The sequence below is a fragment of the Mariprofundus sp. KV genome (assembly GCF_013387475.1).
Lineage (GTDB): Bacteria > Pseudomonadota > Zetaproteobacteria > Mariprofundales > Mariprofundaceae > Mariprofundus.
This window is the reverse complement of record NZ_VWNB01000005.1, coordinates 80529-98599: the sequence shown is the minus strand read 5'-3', so window position 1 is coordinate 98599 and position 18071 is coordinate 80529. Positions and strand designations below refer to the sequence as shown.

At 46.6% G+C, this 18071-nt stretch carries 17 protein-coding genes and 1 tRNA gene; 11 read left to right on the top strand and 7 right to left on the bottom strand.

The genetic code is table 11. The annotated features are described in order from the left end of the window. The first annotated feature begins 18 nt into the window (after positions 1 to 18). From F3F93_RS05430 to F3F93_RS05415, 4 genes are all read left to right on the top strand, one after another. Complete coding sequence (locus tag F3F93_RS05430; protein ID WP_176958149.1) at positions 19 to 399, top strand: PGDYG domain-containing protein; 381 nt, start codon at positions 19 to 21, stop codon at positions 397 to 399. A 16-nt stretch (positions 400 to 415) separates the two neighbouring features. Continuing rightward, positions 416 to 3442: a tetratricopeptide repeat protein gene (locus F3F93_RS05425; RefSeq protein ID WP_176958148.1), complete on the top strand. Its 3027-nt coding sequence runs from the start codon at positions 416 to 418 to the stop codon at positions 3440 to 3442. Positions 3443 to 3669: 227 nt separating this feature from the next. Further along, on the top strand, positions 3670 to 3960 hold the full coding sequence (locus tag F3F93_RS05420) for a hypothetical protein (RefSeq protein WP_176958147.1): 291 nt from the start codon (positions 3670 to 3672) through the stop codon (positions 3958 to 3960). Between the two features lie 229 nt (positions 3961 to 4189). Further along, positions 4190 to 5050, top strand: coding sequence for an ankyrin repeat domain-containing protein (locus tag F3F93_RS05415; protein WP_347239204.1), 861 nt, complete (start codon positions 4190 to 4192; stop codon positions 5048 to 5050). A 280-nt stretch (positions 5051 to 5330) separates the two neighbouring features. Here the strand turns inward: F3F93_RS05415 and F3F93_RS05410 are convergent, their stop codons facing one another. Further along, positions 5331 to 5633, bottom strand: a complete 303-nt coding sequence (locus F3F93_RS05410; protein ID WP_176958145.1) for a hypothetical protein — start codon at positions 5631 to 5633, stop codon at positions 5331 to 5333. Positions 5634 to 5802: 169 nt separating this feature from the next. Between F3F93_RS05410 and F3F93_RS12620 the strand changes: the two genes are divergently transcribed. Then, positions 5803 to 5928: a hypothetical protein gene (locus F3F93_RS12620; protein WP_277816512.1), complete on the top strand. Its 126-nt coding sequence runs from the start codon at positions 5803 to 5805 to the stop codon at positions 5926 to 5928. A gap of 66 nt (positions 5929 to 5994) precedes the next feature. Here the strand turns inward: F3F93_RS12620 and F3F93_RS05405 are convergent, their stop codons facing one another. Genes F3F93_RS05405 through F3F93_RS05385 form a run of 5 tightly spaced genes read right to left on the bottom strand, consistent with a single transcriptional unit; the run spans position 5995 to position 8620 of the window. After that, positions 5995 to 6201 carry a hypothetical protein gene (locus F3F93_RS05405; RefSeq protein WP_176958144.1) on the bottom strand — a complete coding sequence of 69 codons (207 nt, stop codon included), beginning with the start codon at positions 6199 to 6201 and terminating at the stop codon, positions 5995 to 5997. Between the two features lie 25 nt (positions 6202 to 6226). Continuing rightward, positions 6227 to 6886, bottom strand: coding sequence for an HD domain-containing protein (locus F3F93_RS05400; protein ID WP_176958143.1), 660 nt, complete (start codon positions 6884 to 6886; stop codon positions 6227 to 6229). Continuing rightward, the gene (locus F3F93_RS05395; protein ID WP_176958142.1) at positions 6879 to 7223 is read right to left on the bottom strand and encodes a hypothetical protein; all 345 of its coding nucleotides are present in this window, start codon (positions 7221 to 7223) and stop codon (positions 6879 to 6881) included. The genes F3F93_RS05400 and F3F93_RS05395 overlap by 8 nt, the downstream gene beginning before the upstream one ends. Next, on the bottom strand, positions 7201 to 8388 hold the full coding sequence (locus F3F93_RS05390; RefSeq protein WP_176958141.1) for a DUF3596 domain-containing protein: 1188 nt from the start codon (positions 8386 to 8388) through the stop codon (positions 7201 to 7203). The genes F3F93_RS05395 and F3F93_RS05390 overlap by 23 nt, the downstream gene beginning before the upstream one ends. Further along, the gene (locus tag F3F93_RS05385) at positions 8381 to 8620 is read right to left on the bottom strand and encodes a hypothetical protein (protein ID WP_176958140.1); all 240 of its coding nucleotides are present in this window, start codon (positions 8618 to 8620) and stop codon (positions 8381 to 8383) included. The genes F3F93_RS05390 and F3F93_RS05385 overlap by 8 nt, the downstream gene beginning before the upstream one ends. A gap of 195 nt (positions 8621 to 8815) precedes the next feature. Between F3F93_RS05385 and F3F93_RS12735 the strand changes: the two genes are divergently transcribed. From F3F93_RS12735 to F3F93_RS05365, 4 genes are all read left to right on the top strand, one after another. Next, on the top strand, positions 8816 to 9019 hold the full coding sequence (locus tag F3F93_RS12735; RefSeq protein WP_194334989.1) for a helix-turn-helix transcriptional regulator: 204 nt from the start codon (positions 8816 to 8818) through the stop codon (positions 9017 to 9019). 196 nt (positions 9020 to 9215) lie between these two features. Next, positions 9216 to 9896, top strand: coding sequence for a hypothetical protein (locus tag F3F93_RS05375; RefSeq protein ID WP_176958138.1), 681 nt, complete (start codon positions 9216 to 9218; stop codon positions 9894 to 9896). Beyond that, complete coding sequence (locus F3F93_RS05370) at positions 9893 to 12298, top strand: hypothetical protein (RefSeq protein WP_176958137.1); 2406 nt, start codon at positions 9893 to 9895, stop codon at positions 12296 to 12298. The genes F3F93_RS05375 and F3F93_RS05370 overlap by 4 nt, the downstream gene beginning before the upstream one ends. 181 nt (positions 12299 to 12479) lie before the next feature. Continuing rightward, a complete protein-coding gene (locus tag F3F93_RS05365) occupies positions 12480 to 14510 on the top strand; it encodes a tyrosine-type recombinase/integrase (RefSeq protein ID WP_176958136.1) in 2031 nt (676 codons plus the stop codon). Positions 14511 to 14774: 264 nt separating this feature from the next. Here F3F93_RS05365 and F3F93_RS05360 read toward each other — a convergent pair. Next, positions 14775 to 14849 (bottom strand) — tRNA-Met (locus tag F3F93_RS05360). Positions 14850 to 14980: 131 nt separating this feature from the next. Between F3F93_RS05360 and F3F93_RS05355 the strand changes: the two genes are divergently transcribed. After that, the gene (locus tag F3F93_RS05355; RefSeq protein WP_241696995.1) at positions 14981 to 15664 is read left to right on the top strand and encodes an HAD-IIIA family hydrolase; all 684 of its coding nucleotides are present in this window, start codon (positions 14981 to 14983) and stop codon (positions 15662 to 15664) included. 90 nt (positions 15665 to 15754) lie between these two features. Further along, complete coding sequence (locus tag F3F93_RS05350; protein WP_176958135.1) at positions 15755 to 18049, top strand: AsmA family protein; 2295 nt, start codon at positions 15755 to 15757, stop codon at positions 18047 to 18049. Positions 18050 to 18071: the final 22 nt, after the last annotated feature.

The window sequence follows — 18071 nt, the reverse complement described above, 5'->3', positions numbered from 1 at the left end:
GAATGGTCGATTAGGGTGATGAAAAAGCCTGTGGGAGTCAGAGTTGTATTCGCGACGGAAGATGGGGTCTGCAATACCCTTGAGGGAGATGTTTCCTATCATGCGGGCGATGCCATTCTGACCGGCGTTGAAGGGGAACGCTGGCCGATTAAGCGCGCTCGATTCAATGAGACCTATACTCCCATATTGCCCATCAGGGCGGGGGAAAATGGCACTTACACCAAGAAGCCGATCGTGGTTCACGCCCTGCAGATGCAGGAGCCGTTCTATGTGGATGTGAACTGGGGTTCAGGTCGTCTTGAGGGAAAACAGGGCGACTGGCTATTACAGTATGGCAAAGATGATTATGGCATCGTCAGCCAATCTATCTTTGAAAAAACATATCAGATAATCGAATAAGCTTTAGGGGAAAATCATGGCAGAAAACAACCAAGGGAAAGGTCAGCATGAGAGTCGTGAGATTCGAGTATTCATATCATCAACTTTCTCGGATATGCGTGAAGAGAGAAAATATCTCAACGCGCATGTTTTTCCTGAGTTGCGCCAGCTTTGCGAGAAGCGTGGAGCCGTTTTTACTGAGGTGGACTTGCAATGGGGGATCAACGAGGAAGATTCAAAACAAGGTGCGGCTGTAGAGATATGCCTTGAAGAGATAAATCGCTGCCATCCTTATTTTATCGGCATGCTGGGTGAGCGTTATGGCTGGAGTCCGAGTGATGATGGACTAACTGTGCGCAAGGACGAAGAGCAGGAAACAGACTGCCATATTCGTATTAGTAATGATAATCTAAAACCTAAGGTTGCTAAATGGAATGAGGCTCAGGAGAGCGTCACCGCAATGGAGATCATGCACGGTGTGCTTGAGAATGAAAAGCAACAGGAATTCTCCTACTTTTATTTCCGCGATAAGGCATTCACGCAGGAACTCTTTGATGTAGCCAGTGCAGAAGACTCGGCAGTAAAGATGGAAGTTTTTTTTGAGGAAGAGGATTCAATTAAGCGCAAGAAGCTCTATGAACTAAAAGAACGCATCCGTAGGAAAGATGGTGACTGGCACGTCTATGAGCATAAAAATGATGCTGGTGCTATTGATACCTACTCCTCAGTGGAGGAGTTGGGTAATCAGATTCGCGATGATCTACTGAAGGTAATCAATGAACGATTCCCAGAAGGAGAAGAGTATTCTGCTCTGGAGAAAGAGCGTAAATTCCATGCTGCATTTGCTAGCAGCCGACTGGAAGCCTATATCCCTGATGAAAAAATCTTCGAGAAGATTAATAGCCACTTCTCAGCAGAGTATCCGATACCATTAGTTATCACTGGCGATACGGGCTCAGGAAAGAGTGCACTAGTTTCCAATTATGTTACTCGCTGGCGTTCATCCAACCCTGAAGGATTCGTGATCGAACATTACGCAGGCACTGGTGGTGAGTCGGATGCCGAGGGTGTTCTGCTACGCGTGATGAGTGAGATCAAAGAATACTTCAAGATCGAAGATGATCTTCCAAAGGATACCAACGAGATTTATAGCAAGTTTGCAGAATGGATGCTGCGAATTCCGAAGGATGCGCCATATCTAGTTGCTCTGGATGGTGTAAACCAGCTCAGGGGCAAGGATGGGGAGTTAAAGCGATTCATCCATTCATTCCCGACTCATGGTCATCTACTTATGGCAATGCTACCCGGTGAAACCTTGGATGCAGCCAGAGAACGTAAGTGCGCGGTTGAGAATGTGGAGCCGTTGAATGAAGTAGATCGCAGGCGTTTGGCTGAGGGGTATCTGGCACGCTACAAGAAAGACAAAGGGTTGGGGGATCTGCTCGATACATTAATTTCGCACAAGCATGCATCCAATCCACTCTTCCTGAGAGTGATTCTTGATGAGCTAAGGCTCGATGCTAATCACGATACGCTCAAGCCAATGCTGGATGACTATCTCAGCTCACAGAATCTGGTCAATTTGTTTGGAAAGGTTCTAAAGCGTTGTGAGAGCACATATACGAAATCGCATGTGAAAGAAGTGCTCACGCTTATCTATGCAGCGCGCTATGGGTTGAGTGAGGCTGAGCTTCTCGATATCTGCCATGAGGAATCCGGTCATCATGTGCCGCAGATCTATCTGGCAAGCCTCGTATTCGGCATGGGCGGCTATCTTGCCGGCCGGGAAGGGCTCTATGGTTTTATGCATGATGCGCTCAGGCAGGCGGTGGAGAAGAAATATGCGCTTGCCGATAAAGAAGGAACTTTATCGATCGAACTCAACACTGCTCGAAAAGAGATAGTCGCATACTTCCAGAAGCTTGATGAGCCAACACAGCGTCAGGTTGATGAATTACCATGGCAATTAGTCCATCTGGATAGCAAGATGCAATTGCAAGGCTATCTAGCTAAGCTGGATGTTTTCTTGCTCTTCGAGAAACGAAACAATGGAGATATCGAACTCTTCGGTTACTGGAATGCGGCTGGTTGTAATCAGCATAAGATGCTGGCGCGTTATCAGACACAGTTTAAAGATGATGATGGCCACTTAAGAAGTACATTGGGTGATTTCTACAACTTTTGCGGATTCTATCGGGAGGCTGAAAGCCTTCATCGTGAAGCTCTGGCAATACGGAGAGAGCTTCTGGGTGAGAAGGATGAGGATGTGGCATCCATCCTACACAATTTGGCTTTAGTACTTCGTGCTCGAGGCAAGCATACCGAAGCGGAAGTGCTTCATCGAGAAGTACTGGCGATATTTAGGGAGCTGCCGGGTGAGAAGCATGTGGATGTGGCGAGCAGCCTAGGAGCCTTGGCTGATACGCTTCTTGTTCAGGGCAAGCATACCGAAGCGGAAGTGCTTCATCGAGAAGCGCTGGCGATATTAAGGGAGTTTCTGAGTGAGAAGCATGTGGATGTGGCGGCTAATCTGACCGGGCTGGCTTTAGTACTTCATGCTCAGGGCAAGCATAGCGAAGCGGAATCGCTTCATCGAGAAGCGCTGGCGATATTAAGGGAGCTTCTGGGTGAGAAGCATGTGGATGTGGCGCGTAGTCTGACCGGGCTGGCTTTAGCACTTCATGCTCAGGACAAGCATAGTGAAGCGGAATCGCTTCATCGAGAAGCGCTGGCTATGAGTAGTGAGCTTCTAGGTGACAAGCATGAGGATGTGGTGCGCAATCAGGCTGCTTTGGTTCGTGTGCTTCATGCTCAAAACAAGCATAGAGAAGCGGAAGCGATGAACCTTAAAACGCTGTCGATGCTGAGAAAGCTCGCGGATGAGAAGTCTTTTCCTGTGAGAATAGCCGTCATTATCATACTCTTTTTTATCACGTTGATACGTGCTGGCGTCTTGTGGTGGTTGGTTCCACTTGAGCGGATGATACGTTTAAATATAAGGTTTATTCCGGCGATACTGGTGTTGTTGCTGATCTTGCTCGGTCCGATCCTGTCAGCGGGATAATGCTAACAAGCTATAGGAATTGAATTCTGCGGACATGAATTCTGGGTCGGACCAAGGCAAGTGGTTGAGTGAATACTCTAGAAGCAGGTAATATTAGAGCTTAGAAGGCTATTTTCGAAGGTGAAATAGGCCATCTAAGATTAATACTGAGTCAATGCCGCATTTAGAAACTGCAGCACCAGTTTCTTAAAATGATGTGATTATTTTCAATTTGATGGGAGATAGTAATGGGTGTATCTAAAAAGTTGGCTATTGAAGCGGGAAAAGAAGTGGAAGAAAGATGTAGACGGGAGGGAAAGGAAGCTGCGGCCGATTGGATTCGGGGGCAATACCCTGATGTGAAGGATGGTACTGCTTCGTGGAGATCTGCAGAAAAAGAATACTATAAACTGCAAGAGCAGGCGGCTACTCGTAAGCAAAAAGTTGATGAGTCTTGCCTTACTGCGAAGGAAAAAGAATGCTGGGGAAGCGATCCAGAAGTAGTGGCATTTTATAGGGGTGGTAGTTCCCATGATTGAGCCACTGTTCATTTTTCTGGCATGGAACGGCGGTAGAAAGTGAACTTAATGACGGAGTGTATTCAGTTCTTTGGTTCAGGAATCCTGCGGGTAAAGGGAGCGTTGCCCTTTAGAACGTTCTGTTAGATGGGGCTTTGATAATGTGTCAGGCATCTGCAGTCAGATTTTGTCCATCTTAATGGATGTTCTCTTTCAGACTGGGCGGAGTTGAGAAACGAGAGAGGGGTGTATGTCCGAGGTTTCAAATGAGGATCATGGGATGGGGAATCAAAAGCCAAAAGAGCTGAACAAGGATTTATTGTCAGCGGCTGGACGCGGCGATCTAGACGCTATGCAAAGTTTACTGAAGGCCGGAGCGGATGCGAATGCCAGAGATGAGGATGGCAAGACAGCATTAATATTGAGCACTAGCAGTAATGTGAACTTCTATTATGAGGACCCAGTACGATTGAGGGTGTTGATTGAGGCCGGTGCAGATGTGAATGCTACCGACAGGCGTGGCAAGACATCATTGATGGTTGCTGCAGGAAACGGACATACAGAGTGCCTTAAATTGCTGATTGAATCTGGAGCCGATGTGAATGCCAAGGGTAAGGATGGCAGAACAGCGTTTGCCTACGCTGCAGATAGAAACCATAGCGGATGTCTGTGGGAGCTGATTAAGGCTGGTGCAGATCTGAATGTCACCCAGGATGCAAAGTCAGTGGCCTTGAATCTGACGGTAAGCTATGGCGATGCAGGGCGCTTGAAGCTATTGCTTGATGGTGGCGTGGACGTAGATGCTACCGCCGGCTCTTCTTATCCTGCGGTGATGATTGCCGCAATCAATGGCCATGTAGAGTGTATGAAGCTTCTGATTGAGGCCGGAGCCGATGTGAATTATTTCGATAGTAACGCATTCGGTGGCGCGACACCGTTGATGAGGTCCGCAGAAGCGGGGCATGCAGAGTGTCTTAAACTGCTGATTGAGGCAGGTGCGGACGTAAATGTCAGCCATAAGGGCGGCACTGCCTTAAAATGGGCTACAGCGTTTAAGCGAACAGAGTGCCAGAGGCTCTTGCTTGAGGCCGGAGCGGATGCGGACAGTTAGCTCAGGGGTGTATAGAGAAACGATAGCGATTCATTGGCCAACAAATCAATCTGCACTCTATCAAGCTAAGTCGAGATTTTTATACATTTTCAGTCATTGCTGAGATCCACAATGCTTACAAATATTAGCTTTAATCTTAATTGATTCATCACATTGACTGCATACTTTGTGTGAGTTGATGTATTGTTTCTCACCAAAAATCTTAAATGAGATCATTACTACTGCTAGAATCACAAGAGCAACAGTTCCTTGGTTTATTTCCATATATCCCTCCTCAATATCAATAACCTTTTTTCGAATCAAGATCATTCATCAGGTCTGCGATACTAGAGAATGACTCAACATTACCCATTCTTGCATCTTCGATCGCCTCTTCAGTTTCGTCTGCTGAGGATTTTAGTCTATAGGTTTTTGCCTCTTCAACAGACCATTTGTACAGAACTACCCCAATCAATATAAAGTTCATCACAATTGAAATTGTAGCTAACCCCGCTTCTCGTTCATCCAAAGTTCCATTCCAAATCAATCCAGAAGCAATGATACTGGTAGCTATAGCGATAAAGATGAACAACTTCTCAATCATGGCGACTCCTGATTCATATTATACCCTTGATCGTTTGCAAAATATTTAACCAGCTCACTAGCCTTTGACCAGATCGATGTGAAGCTTATCGACAATCTCGGGGAGCGAGGCCCAGACCCTTTCTGTCCTTCTTACTCATATAATTATTGAGTTTCGAGGAGGTGAAAAAATGAGAACGTTACTAATCACACTGGGGGTATCGTTCGTGATGGCAGTGGCATGTCTAGAGGTGTTTCATAATGGTGGAAAGTATGACAGAGATGAGGGAGCCGCATTGATCAAGAATGCACGCTAACGAGCCTAGCCTTGAACCTAACCTTCAAAACATCGTTTCAAAATGTGAAGTACTTCGCATTTTGAATCAAAGGGTGTCCAAGCCACCACTGAAAGCTTGAACCTTAGTCAAAAGTTCGTTTAAGACCTTACTCTCCTTGCGAAACCATACCCTTGATTTTTTGTCTGAATGAGACAGTGAAAGATCAACACATTTACTGCGATAATGTTCAAGAGCACAAAGAATTCGCTGGGCCTCATCTTCTTCAACGATGATATTGATGTTGTTTGGCATGAATACTCCTACTTCATTCGTTTATTCAGTTCGAAATAGAAAGCCATTCCAGAAGGGTGATTTCATGACCCAGAAGGTATCCTCTTTGTGAGAGATATTTCTGATTACAGCTGTATTCGAATGCCTTACCAGCATCGTGAAGAAGACAGGCGGAAATTACCAACGCATGTTCTTCTTTAGAGAGAGTCGCACAGATTTGTGACGCCATATCCAGTGTTTCGAGAGTATGTTTGGCTAAGCCTCCTGGGAATGCGTGATGGTGTTTCAGGCTGGCAGGGGCAGACATGAAGCCACGCATTAATCCTGTATCTGCAAATAATATATCGACTAGTCGGCGCAGATCCTGATCTTGAATTGACTGAACGTGATGGTAGAGCGCGGATGAATGCTTGAAACCCGGAAGTTTGGGGTCAGTCAGGGCAAATGGATTTCCTGTCCAGCGTTCTGTTGGAAGGAGGGATAGAATATTAATTGAATCTCCATCTATGCTTGTAGTGGCTCGGCCGGAAACCCAGATGATGTTGCCGGATAACCCTTGAAGATAGCGATGATCTTCAAGGTCAGCATGAATGCTTCCGCTTGCATCGGCGAGCAGGATTTGGGAGTGATCATGCTTCATGTGAAAGAAGCCCTGAAACAACAAATTCGGATGGATATCTTTGATCCAGATACCTTTATCACACATAAAACTTTCCATGGTCCAGGTCAGAAAGAATTCCGCTTAAATCACGCTCCAAATCCGAGATCAGGGCATGGACTTCGTCTGCAGGTAAGGGCCAGCTATTAACGTATCCGATCTTCTCCATTATCCAATGGGCTACCGCCGCATGGTTATCGCGCTCAGTTCCTTTGCCGAGAATAAACACAAGCTGTTTGGTTCTTGGGATGTTGAGTGAGAAGGCCAGATGGTTGGCTAGTGATGAGGCTGCCTTGCGTCGCTGCTCTACAATTCCATTGCTTGGCTTGATAATGTTTCTATGCCCACAAGTTGGACAGGTTTCACTTTTCATCTGTTCCTTCATGATTGTCCTCCGAGAGAATTATTTTCTGGATAAGAGATTCGATTGCTGAACCGTCCTGGCGCGTCGCATTGGGGATGTAACGGGCATAGGTCTGGAACAGCATCTGTGAAGATGAATGACCAAGCTGGCGTGCTACCCATTCGGGGTTTTCTCCTGCTGCCAGCCATAAAGTCGCGGCGGTATGCCGGGTCTGATAGGGACGGCGTTTTTCCAGTCCAAGACGCGCCAGTGTGGGATACCATATTCGTTTGGTAACATTGGCCTGATCCAGCTGCCTGCCATCACGATTGCAGAATACAAACTCGCTGATACCGATGGTGAGCTTCCTCTGCTCAAGTAATGCGTTGCGTACCAGAGTGGACATTTGTACATCACGCTCAGAACCAGGTGTTTTGGTCGTATCCATTTCTCCATAGGTAAAGGACTCACGCACATAGATGAGTCCGAGTTCGAAGTCGACATTCTTCCAGCGTAGGCCATCAACCTCTCCGGTACGCAAACCGGTAAAAAATCGCGTGGTGTAATAGTTGTGGAAATCCAGACGTACCTCATCGAGAAATCTCATCAGTTCCGCCAGAGAGAACGGGTTCACGTCAGGTTTGTTAATCGGCAGACGCTTGATGGATCGAAATGGAGAAGTAAATCCGTAACGCTCTGCCGCCTCATCCAGAATGCTTTTCAGTGGCTGCATGATGTTGTTGATGCGCTTGTTCGAAAGTTTATTGTTGCTGCGTCCGGGCAGTTCAGCCAGATGTGCCCTGAATTTCAGAATGTCCCCTTTGCTAATCAGGCTTACTGCCATTCCACCAAATATCGGCAGCAGGTGTTTATCGAGTGTGCTCTGCATGTTCTTAATGCCGCTACGTTTCCAGCGAAAGGCATTTTCCTGCCACCACTCTTCGACAAATTCCGGGAATAGTGGAGCACCATTCAGTTGCTCGGAGTCGCGTGCAAACTTTTTTGCGCGAGGACTATTCGGAAATGTTGCGGCGTAATCGAAAATTCCGACAGAAATGTCTTGTTCGATTTTCTCCAGCAGTAGCTCCAGTCGGCGCTGGTTTGCAGGGGAATTATCCAACAGCGTCTGTTCCCGGCATCGCTGTCCTTGATAGCGAAAGTCGATGAACAGTTTTCCGGTTTCGGCGCGAGGGCGAACACTACCCACGGACCGAGCCGCCTGCGGCAAGAGGAATAACCTGACTGGTTGGATACATCGACTTCATCATCTCTTTCTCAATGGCCTCCCAGACAAACAGGATTTTTCTGCGGCCAAAGGGGCGGATGTAGTGAACCCCCTCAATGAATACCGAGTCTTTCAGTTGTTCCCTGATATATCTTGGATCGTAATGAATCCTTTCTGAAAGCTGATCCGTAGTTAAATAAGTTTGTCTATCCATAATGTCACCTTCACGCATCATTTGTAGCGTGTACGCATCATATGATGCGTAAAGGGTGCTTGTCAAGCACGAATGATGCGTACACGCTACAAATGATGCTTGTACGGTTCATGGAGGCATGGTTATAATCTGCTTATGATGTAATAGAGGTGGGGATAAGTGATTCGATTTAGGTTGAAAGAACTAATTTCAGACATGGAGTTCAAATTAGGAAGGCGAGTTACTTTGGATGAAATATCTGCTGCAACAGGGATTCACCGAACAACACTTTCTAAAATATCGAGTCAACGGGGCTATAATATGACAACTGATAACATTGATAAGCTCTGCGTCTTTTTTAAATGCCCGATAGAGAAGCTCATGGAACATCTTCCAGATCAACCGGATACAGAGGCATAGTGGCCTGTATTGATTTTCTGATTTTGAATGAGTCGACTTTTTACATCCTATAATCTAATAATACCTTTAAAACGATACTCTTTTTCTCAATGGTGATGTTGGTTGTTTCACTAGACTTTACGTCCACGGACACGCGGCACATGGGATTGCATGAATTGATATAATAGCGCCCTCAATCTTATTTGAAGGAGTTTTTATGTCAGAATGCGAAGAAAAAATTATACCAGAATTAGACGAAAATCAATCTTTAGAGCAAGTTGTTTCTGTGCAACTACATCAGTTGGCATGGCCTGAAGGTTTGTCTCAACAGGTTCCTCTTGAACTCTTAGAATGGATTATCTTTGAAGATTTTTCAGCATCAGTTTTAACCACAGCTGCAAATCGGCGCATACACGTAATTCCAAAGCCTAAGATGCGAACGAATAAATCTTATATTGTTGTTGGAGGCTATATTTCTTATCTGGTACTGATGAAAACCGCTTGGGATAAAGACATCACATGTGATTTGAATTTAGGATCAAATTGTAATGATATTCAGTCATTTCACGATGATTTATACCTTGGGTTGTCTGCCGTTAAGTGTGGCCCAGTCTTTAATGCTGCTAAAGCCGCTATAATACAAGACGTTATGAGTATGGGAGAAGGTGCCAAATGCGTGTCAGGAAGCTATTTCTCGTCAAGGTACCTTAAAAAAAGTCCTGCTGATCTTTTTAAATCACTAACAGGTTATGTTCCCAAGTCATTTAAGATGACTGGAAAAAAAGATGTTCCAAACACAATTCTGAGTTCGATTACCGAGAAGCTCGACTTAAAAAAGTCAAATGCCAAATCGAGTGACACTGAGAAAAATGTTGAACTTGAAGGAGAAATAAAATGATGGATGAATTCGCCAAGTTTTATTTTTGTTTAGGCAGTGGCCACCCTGCAGAGCAAGCCTTGAATGTACCTGCTCACCTTAGCCCTTTGTTTGGAGTTATGGCAAACCTCATTGATTTACCTAATGATGGGAGGCTTTTTTCAGAAACCAAACCAGTGGTTTGTTGCTTAATTAAAGCATGGGAAGACGAACTTGGGATGAGGTTCAACTGGGAAGATATTAATTCTCTATATGATAATGTTTCGGTCAGTTCTGATCCCCCATCGATATGGGGTGTTCGAGAAAAGAATCCTGTTTTTACATTATTAATGCATCCCATGCTTTTATATGGGGAACTTCAGATTTCGCCACAATATACAGCTTTGATTCCATTTCTATTTCGTCGTGTTCGGCAGTGCTATAATCAGGTTGAGGGGGCTACAGACTCCTATTTATATTCATTGTCGATGGCTGCCAGAAAGCTTGTCATTGGTGCTCCTCGGCTACAATTGAGCCCCAAGTTTAATTGGCAATACGAGTTCAAGTTATTTCTGGCTACCAGTGCGATGCAGGAAAAGATCAATAATACTGTAGAGATAACTTCGGCACCAGAGTGGACTTATATATCAGACCTTCTTTTCCGGGATAGAAAAAAACTGAGGAAGGGTGGAGGGGGGCATAGTGGTAAACGTCAGTCGAGGTGGCTGCTATATGAGCGAGGTTGTGGCCCTGCACTGATAAACAACGGTGATTTGGGCTGTGATTTTCAGGAGCTTGAAAGTGACAGCGATTGCTTTTCCCCTGATAACAAAGGCAAGCTGGAAAGAGAGAGTTTTCTTCATCCAGATGCAGACAAAAAACTACTGGAATCTGGTGGCGAGGATGATGTTGACTATGTTCACGACCATGAATTAACACTTCCCGCCAGCTGGTTTTCTGACCCCTGGACTGCAAAGCGGAAGATGCGCGGAAAGCAGGAGGCGATGCTCGCCAGTGAGCGAATCTTACCTTGGGATCTCAAATGTCTGTCGATGATGACAATTCGGTCAGTTCTGGCCCAATGTCTTGTACGTCAGGCCGAACCATGGCGAGCGATACTTGGGATGGGATTGCTAACCGGAAGTGGTGAAAAGGGTATGAAAAAGATCAGAACCGGGATGTTGACTAAAGATGGTGATCCCTGTGGGGAGCTGACAGAAAAGTTGTTACAGAGGGGGCGATTCTACATTCCGGAGAAAAGGCAGCTCTGGTGGTTGAATTTTCGGGGCGCAGAGAATGTTGATGGCTATTTGAATGTACCCTTGATTGTGCGTCTAGATTTACCGCGAACCATTACGCGTCACTTGCCTGCAGATGGGGAACAGCAGGGCTTAGTTTTTACTAAGAATGATTTCACAAAAGCTAAAACCTTCCTTAAGAGACTGGGGGAAGATGGCCTTAGTGTTCCTTCATTGAGGCGGTTACAAATTACATTTGAAGCTCTGTTTGTTCATGGTGCAGGTATGCCCGAACTATTAGCAGATCATCTGCAAGAAAGACGTCGCAATCACCTTACAAGCCAGCATTTTTATGTTTCGATTCCATGGTCTTACGCCGTTTGTGAATGGAGTCGTATGGTAGGTGCTTTTTTGCGAACACCTAAAACTAGTATTTCTGAGTTGTTAAAGAAGATGAAATTTCGCGCGGTTTCTGAAGTTGTTGATGGCTTAGAGTTTATTGGAGCAGCCAAAACCCCTGATCCTAAAGCTTTGAAAAGGCACTCAAAGTTACTTCTGTCGACTATTCCAAATTCGCAGGGGAAATTGCTGATTGCATCTGCAGCGCAGTGGAATGCCTATGTTTCATATTTGTATCTTCTTCTGGCAAGTTGCACCGGGCGTCGCCCACAGAGAGATCCGTTTCCTTTGTTCTCCGATTTTGATCTAGTGGCCGGCAACTTGTATATCGATGACAAATGGAACAGGAAATTTAAAGAATCACGTGTAGTGCCGCTTTGCCCGACGCTGCTTCAGGCAATGAAGAATCATCTGCAAATTCATAACAAACAGTTTATGCGTTGGAAGAGGGAAGGATATTCATCTGATGTTCCAGTGAATCAGATTTTTCTCGTTGATGAGAGCTCAAAAGCTCTTGTTGAAGTAACACCTAGTAATCTTGATCGCCTTACACATTTGACCACTGAACAAGGATGTTTTGAGGGACTTGGAAATGGATGTCGTCATTTCTTGCTGACGCGCCTGCATAACGTGGGTATACCACAGGAGGCGATAGATCTAATTTCAGGCCATAGACATGTTGCTAGAGAGCCGGAAATGTCTACATCACTGCTTAGTTGGTCTATCAGTGCCCAGTGGTTGAGCGATACAATTGAAAGAGAGATCGTACAATACCTTGGTCTAAAGGTTCCATTCACCAATGCATAAGCGGCATTATAAGAGTTGCACGGTTGAAATAATTCACAAAATTCGCCTGCATGCAGATATCCCAAGAAGAACACATAATTTGAAGGTTGCGAGAACGGCGTTGCTTGTCCTACGGGATTCAGGTTTCACAGGGACGTGGAATAAGAAGTCGACTTATTTTTTTTATACTCAAATGGGAATCATGGATGAAAAGAGGTATGCGTTATGCAATGAAGAAGAACAGTTTTTTTGTAATGTAACGCTTAGCTGGATTCTCCATGGCCTTCAAACAAGTTCAGGTTTAAGAATATCTCATTGGCCAGAAGTTCATCTGAGGGCGCGCCAGTATCTTGCAATTGAGTATGACCATCTGGATTTCGATCGTCTTTTCGAATTCCATAAACTTATTCGTGAACTGACGAAAAAGTCAGTTAATAATGGCCATAATCATAAAGACGCTTTTGCAAGGCTGATTTTTTCATTGATCGCACTTGATGGTGTGGTCGTTGAAAATGCAGATGGACGAATCGTCGATCTTGAAAAAAATATGATTCATTTGAACTGCGATATGCCATTGATTGAGTTACCGATGAATCGCAAAAAAAACCGTCAGTTGAAGCACTATTATCTGGGCGATTATTCACTTGGGTGTATGAAGGTTTTATATCAAAGAGCAAAAAAGGATGGTTCAATCTTTCCTGAAGGTTGGCAGATGACTCGCGATCATAAGAAAAAGCGTCCGCGACGAATATATCTGGAGGCGTTTCTGCAATCTTTATGGAGATCAGTATTTCCAGATCGGCCGGTGCCAGATTATCTGGATGTCGAATTTTGGATTAGGTCATCAAGATTGAGCATGGTTCTAAATGGCGTCCCATTTGTCTGCTTGGCCGACCATAGAAACCGTATTCGCGGGGCCCAAATTCCCCTTGAACAATTATTAGCAGATGAAGAAGAAGTGAGCAATGTAGCTTCACAGGCTGCCTCAGACATTTCGTTGGATAATGAGCATGAGTATACGTGGTTGAAGACGCTTCATGTCCTAGTCAGGAAATCGGATGTTTCGTCTACTGGGGGAAAAGTAACACTTGGAGACGCGGGAACGTTGCGAAAGGAATTTGAAAAATCGTTGATTGATGGAGAGTCAAATGGAAGATGTGTTAAGGATGAGAAGGTCCTTGGCAGATGGCTAATCTGGATGATGAAACAGAAGCGATTCCAAAACATGAGGCTATCTACTTTTCGAGGGTACATCTCGGCAGTTATTAACCGGGTGCTACCGCTTCCAGATGGTAAATCCATAGTGAAAATGAATGCGAATGAATGGAAGGCTGCTATTCGTGACCTGGCATCCAATGAAGATTATATGCCTTCAAGCAGGCGCACGGCCATCTCTCATATGAAGGTGTTGAATGAATATCTTCATGAGCAGGGGATAGCTCCGAAAATAGATTTTACAGATTATTCATTCCGGGTATCGAGAACAACTGCTAAGTGCGCAGTGATATACCCGCATGAAGTTGATGAGGTTATAAATCCCGCTGATAATGAGAACATTAAGATCGCTCTTATTTTTGCGTTCTATTGTGGGTTGAGGTGTGAAGAGGTTTGTTATTTGACAGTGAAGGGCGCGTTAGATGAATACAGGCTTCTTGTTGGCCGAAGCAAACTGTTCAGTAGCCGAAGAACATTTCCATATGGGTTGTTTGTTCCAGAAGAACACCTAGATTTTCTTAAGAGTTATATTCAACAACGATTAAGTGATGATGCAACATGGTTGCTCATTGGGGAGGAGGATGAACCCATTCCGACCTGGAAGCTTAGTAAGCAGGTTGGGAGGTTACTTAAGTCTAAGGATGCCCGAGTTCAGAAAATGCATGGGCTTCGGCATGGTTTTGCATCATGGCAATTGGTGCGTTATTACATGCTGGTCGATAAACAGTTTCGAAAGGATACCAGAGTCGGCCGCTTGAGCATTGATCTTGATGGTAGGCACCCGTGGTTTGAGGATCAGATGCTGGCTCAGTTTGCCGAGGTTATGGGTGGAGCTTCGTGGAGGCACTCATATGAAGAGGATGGTCACTGTTATGGCAATGCTACTGACATGATTCTAATCTCCAAGTTGTTGGGGCATGCCAGCCGATTTACATCATTGGAAAACTATACCAACACGCTTGGGTGGATTTCCCGCTACTATCTGAGACGGCGAGAGCATCATATAACTGGATGTTGAAAATGCCCGATGGTCATTTCTAACATTTTTCTCAGATCGTTATAGACTCTAAAAATAGGGTGACCATCGGGCAAAATATGACCAAATCACGAACTTGGATGGGCACAGATTGATTTTGTAATTGGTCGATTTGTCGCAAGTAATTCATACAGGCCAAATTGCGTGGGCACAGGATGGGCACGATTTGGGCACAGAGGCTTGGGCACAGGATTTCAGGCAAGAAAAAAGGCCCTGAAAAACTCAATGTTTTCAGGGCCTTATGTTTGGTTGCGGGGGCCGGATTTGAACCGACGACCTTCGGGTTATGAGCCCGACGAGCTACCACTGCTCCACCCCGCGTTAGGGAGGCCGAACTATAGGGGCGGAACTTGTGCTGTCAACCATCTAAAAGCATGTCGGCTGTGTCTGGTTGACCGGATGCTTGCGGGCTATAAAATTGCGACAGATTGCAGCCCATAGCAGTGCATTAATTGCTGGCAAGGATAACTACCATTAACTCCCAACCTTCACTGATTCTATTTGATTGCGACGGCACACTGACCGATTCGCACGGTGCTATTGTAGAAGCGATGCAACAGGCATTTCTCCAAAATGGCCTGCAGCAACCTGATGCGGATGCGGTCAATGCCGTGATCGGACTCTCCCTGCATGAGGCGGTGCGCAGGCTTGTTCCTGAACTTGATCAGCAGAGTGTCCTGTTTGAGGCTATTATGCAGGCTTACCGTGAGAGTTATCGCACTGCTGAGCAGCATATCACTCTCTACGCTAATGTGCATGAGGTGCTGGCGGAGCTGCGCCAGCGAGGTTACTGGCTGGGTGTAGTAACCGGAAAATCGTTGTCTGGCCTGCATCGGGTGCTTGATACCTTTGCACTGGCTGATCACTTCTATGTACTGCGCACAGCCGATTGCACCCACTCCAAGCCGCACCCGGCGATGGTTAATGAGTGTATGGTCGAGATGGGTGTGGGAGCAGTGAGAACGGTTGTAGTCGGTGATGCGCTGTTTGATGTGCAGATGGCAGTGGCGGCGGGGGTGCCTTGTATCGGCGTATCCTTTGGTGTCGGCGATCGCGATCAGCTGCTGCAGGCAGGGGCCAGGGTTGTGGTGGATGAGTTTGTCACCCTGCTGGATCATTTTCCACCTCTTGCATGAGGTGAATAAATTTCACACCATACCTCTTACAATCCGTGTTAGCCTGCGCTGAAGCAGTTCGAGTGCACATTTGATCAAAGGAGTTTACATATGACATCAGCTGTTGCCAAAACCGTCCGTTATTCGCTTATCGTTATAGGGTTGCTGATTGTTACGCTCCTTGTTGTGCCGTTCTTTATCGATGTAAATAGCTATAAAACCCAGATTGAGCAGAGCGTGGAGGATGCAACCGGACGCAAGCTTACGATCGGCAAGGTAAGTGCATCGCTCTTCCCGTGGATCGGAGTGGAGCTCGATGATGTGCATCTGGCCAACCGTGAAGGTTTTACCAAGCGTGATTTTATCAGTGTGCAGAGGTTGAATGTGAAGCTGGCGCTGCTGCCGCTGTTGAGCAAAAACATCGAGATCAAGGATTTCGAAGTAGCGACACCAAAAATTTATCTGGAGCGTCATGCCGATGGAGAGAGTAACTGGGGAGATCTGGTTGCCCCCGGAGCTGTAGAGCCTGAAAGCAGCGCTGCAAGCGCACCATCATCTGAAGTATCTGCTGCGCCTGTCGCACTGGCCGCGCTGCAGGCTGAATCACTTATTCTAAGCGGCGGTGAACTGATCTGGGTGGATGGTGATGCTGCACCAATCGTTCTCTCCGAATTGAATGTTGCCCTGACCGATGTGCAGCTGGATCGACCTGTTGCGGTAAAACTCTCGGGCAAACTCTCCGGTAATGCCTTTGCTATGGATGCCACCGTCGGGCCATTGGGTGACCTGAATAATATTGATCCGCTAAAGCTGCCTGTGCAGGGAGAGGTTGTAGCCGAAAGGGTGGAGTTGAAAGGCTTCAAATCTCTGATCAGTGGCTGGCCTGCAGAGCTGGGTTCTATTGATAACGCCTCGCTTGGTTTTTCAGCCAATATTGAACAGCGCCCTGACGGTCTGCGTCTGGGCGAGGGTGAGCTGGTTCTTAATTCACTGCTCAATGTCAAGCTCGGCTGGAAGGTCGATATGGCCAAAGCCGAGCGGCTGGAGGTGCGCCGAGCTGCCCTTGCCATCAATGGCAAGGACATTCTGGAGGTGAAAGGCAGTGTAAAACAACTGACTACGACCCCTTCGTTTCAACTGCGTCTGGACGGACATCCTCTTCAGCGCAGCTGGTTAGCGGCCTTCGCACCTGATCTGAACACGCTCTATGCCGGCCATCCCTCGCCCTGGAAAGAGGTGAAGTTCAGCACGCTTCTCGCTGGTGATGCTAAACAGGTTGAGATTCGCGATATGCAGCTGATGCTGGATCAGGAGCTTGTGCAGATCTCTGGTGCCGTAGTCTATGCCATTCCCGACATCCGTTTGCGTATTGCCACACGTGATCTGCATATGGATCCGTGGCTGCCACAGCCCAGACAGGAGTCAAAAGCTTCTGCCAGCCAGATAAAAGAGGGTGGCTCTGCTGCCGCTGCTGAGAAGGCGCCGGTAGAGCCGGACCTGCGTTTCCTTACGCCGTGGCGTGTGACTGCCAAGATGCAGGCCGACAATCTCTATCTGCGTGGCATGGAGATGAAAAACTTCAATGTAAGCATCAACGGTTCCAATGGCCTTTTTAATCTTAACCCGCTGCGCTTTAATCTCTCTGGCGGCACAGTGACTGAAACAGCAAGCCTGAATGCGGCCACGTTCCCGGCCAGCTGGAAGGAGTCGGTACATATTACCGATGTAAAAGTCGGGCCTCTGCTTAAAGCACTGGCTGATATGGATATGCTTGAAGGTAGCCTGTCGATGGATACCAGTCTGAAAGCCACAGGTCTGACACAGGCCGGTGTTAAGACGCTCAATGGTCGCGGTAATGTGCTGATGCGTGACGGCAAGATCAAAGGCTTTGATATTGCCGGTGCGATTCGCAAATTCACCAATCCAGTGGCACAAACCGGAGCCAGGGAGACCGACTTTTCACAACTCTCTGGTAGTTTTACCGTGAATGATGGCGTGGCTGATAATCAGGATCTGTTTATGGCTTCGCCACTGTTGCGTGTAACAGGCAGTGGTACGGTGGATCTGGTTCAGAAGCTGCTTGATTACCATGTTAAACCGCGCGTCGTAGGCTCGCTGGTAGGGCAGGGCGATACATCACCTGTGCGTCGCGGTCTGACTGTGCCGCTGCATATCACCGGGCCATTTGCGGCGCCGAGTGTGAAACCGGAGATCAGTGCATCGACGCTTATCGACAATGCACCGGCACTGCTGAACAAGGGCAAGGTGGGCGGTACGCTCGGCAAGATTCTCGGTGGAGGCGATGCACCGGCAAGCCCGTCTGCGCCAGCTGATCAGGCTGCACCGCCGTCTGAATCACCTGAGAAGAAGTTGCTCAAAGGGCTGGGTGGCGCATTCGGGTTTTAAACCGGATCATTATTGAGTGAGT

Bases quoted from the DNA above. Each gene is read 5' to 3' on its own strand.
- F3F93_RS05430 (WP_176958149.1), top strand. From the start codon at position 19: ATGAAAAAGCCTGTGGGAGTCAGAGTTGTATTCGCGACGGAAGATGGG.
- F3F93_RS05425 (WP_176958148.1), top strand. From the start codon at position 416: ATGGCAGAAAACAACCAAGGGAAAGGTCAGCATGAGAGTCGTGAGATT.
- F3F93_RS05420 (WP_176958147.1), top strand. From the start codon at position 3,670: ATGGGTGTATCTAAAAAGTTGGCTATTGAAGCGGGAAAAGAAGTGGAA.
- F3F93_RS05415 (WP_347239204.1), top strand. From the start codon at position 4,190: ATGTCCGAGGTTTCAAATGAGGATCATGGGATGGGGAATCAAAAGCCA.
- F3F93_RS05410 (WP_176958145.1), bottom strand. From the start codon at position 5,633: ATGATTGAGAAGTTGTTCATCTTTATCGCTATAGCTACCAGTATCATT.
- F3F93_RS12620 (WP_277816512.1), top strand. From the start codon at position 5,803: ATGAGAACGTTACTAATCACACTGGGGGTATCGTTCGTGATGGCAGTG.
- F3F93_RS05405 (WP_176958144.1), bottom strand. From the start codon at position 6,201: ATGCCAAACAACATCAATATCATCGTTGAAGAAGATGAGGCCCAGCGA.
- F3F93_RS05400 (WP_176958143.1), bottom strand. From the start codon at position 6,886: ATGTGTGATAAAGGTATCTGGATCAAAGATATCCATCCGAATTTGTTG.
- F3F93_RS05395 (WP_176958142.1), bottom strand. From the start codon at position 7,223: ATGAAGGAACAGATGAAAAGTGAAACCTGTCCAACTTGTGGGCATAGA.
- F3F93_RS05385 (WP_176958140.1), bottom strand. From the start codon at position 8,620: ATGGATAGACAAACTTATTTAACTACGGATCAGCTTTCAGAAAGGATT.
- F3F93_RS12735 (WP_194334989.1), top strand. From the start codon at position 8,816: ATGGAGTTCAAATTAGGAAGGCGAGTTACTTTGGATGAAATATCTGCT.
- F3F93_RS05375 (WP_176958138.1), top strand. From the start codon at position 9,216: ATGTCAGAATGCGAAGAAAAAATTATACCAGAATTAGACGAAAATCAA.
- F3F93_RS05370 (WP_176958137.1), top strand. From the start codon at position 9,893: ATGATGGATGAATTCGCCAAGTTTTATTTTTGTTTAGGCAGTGGCCAC.
- F3F93_RS05365 (WP_176958136.1), top strand. From the start codon at position 12,480: ATGGATGAAAAGAGGTATGCGTTATGCAATGAAGAAGAACAGTTTTTT.
- F3F93_RS05350 (WP_176958135.1), top strand. From the start codon at position 15,755: ATGACATCAGCTGTTGCCAAAACCGTCCGTTATTCGCTTATCGTTATA.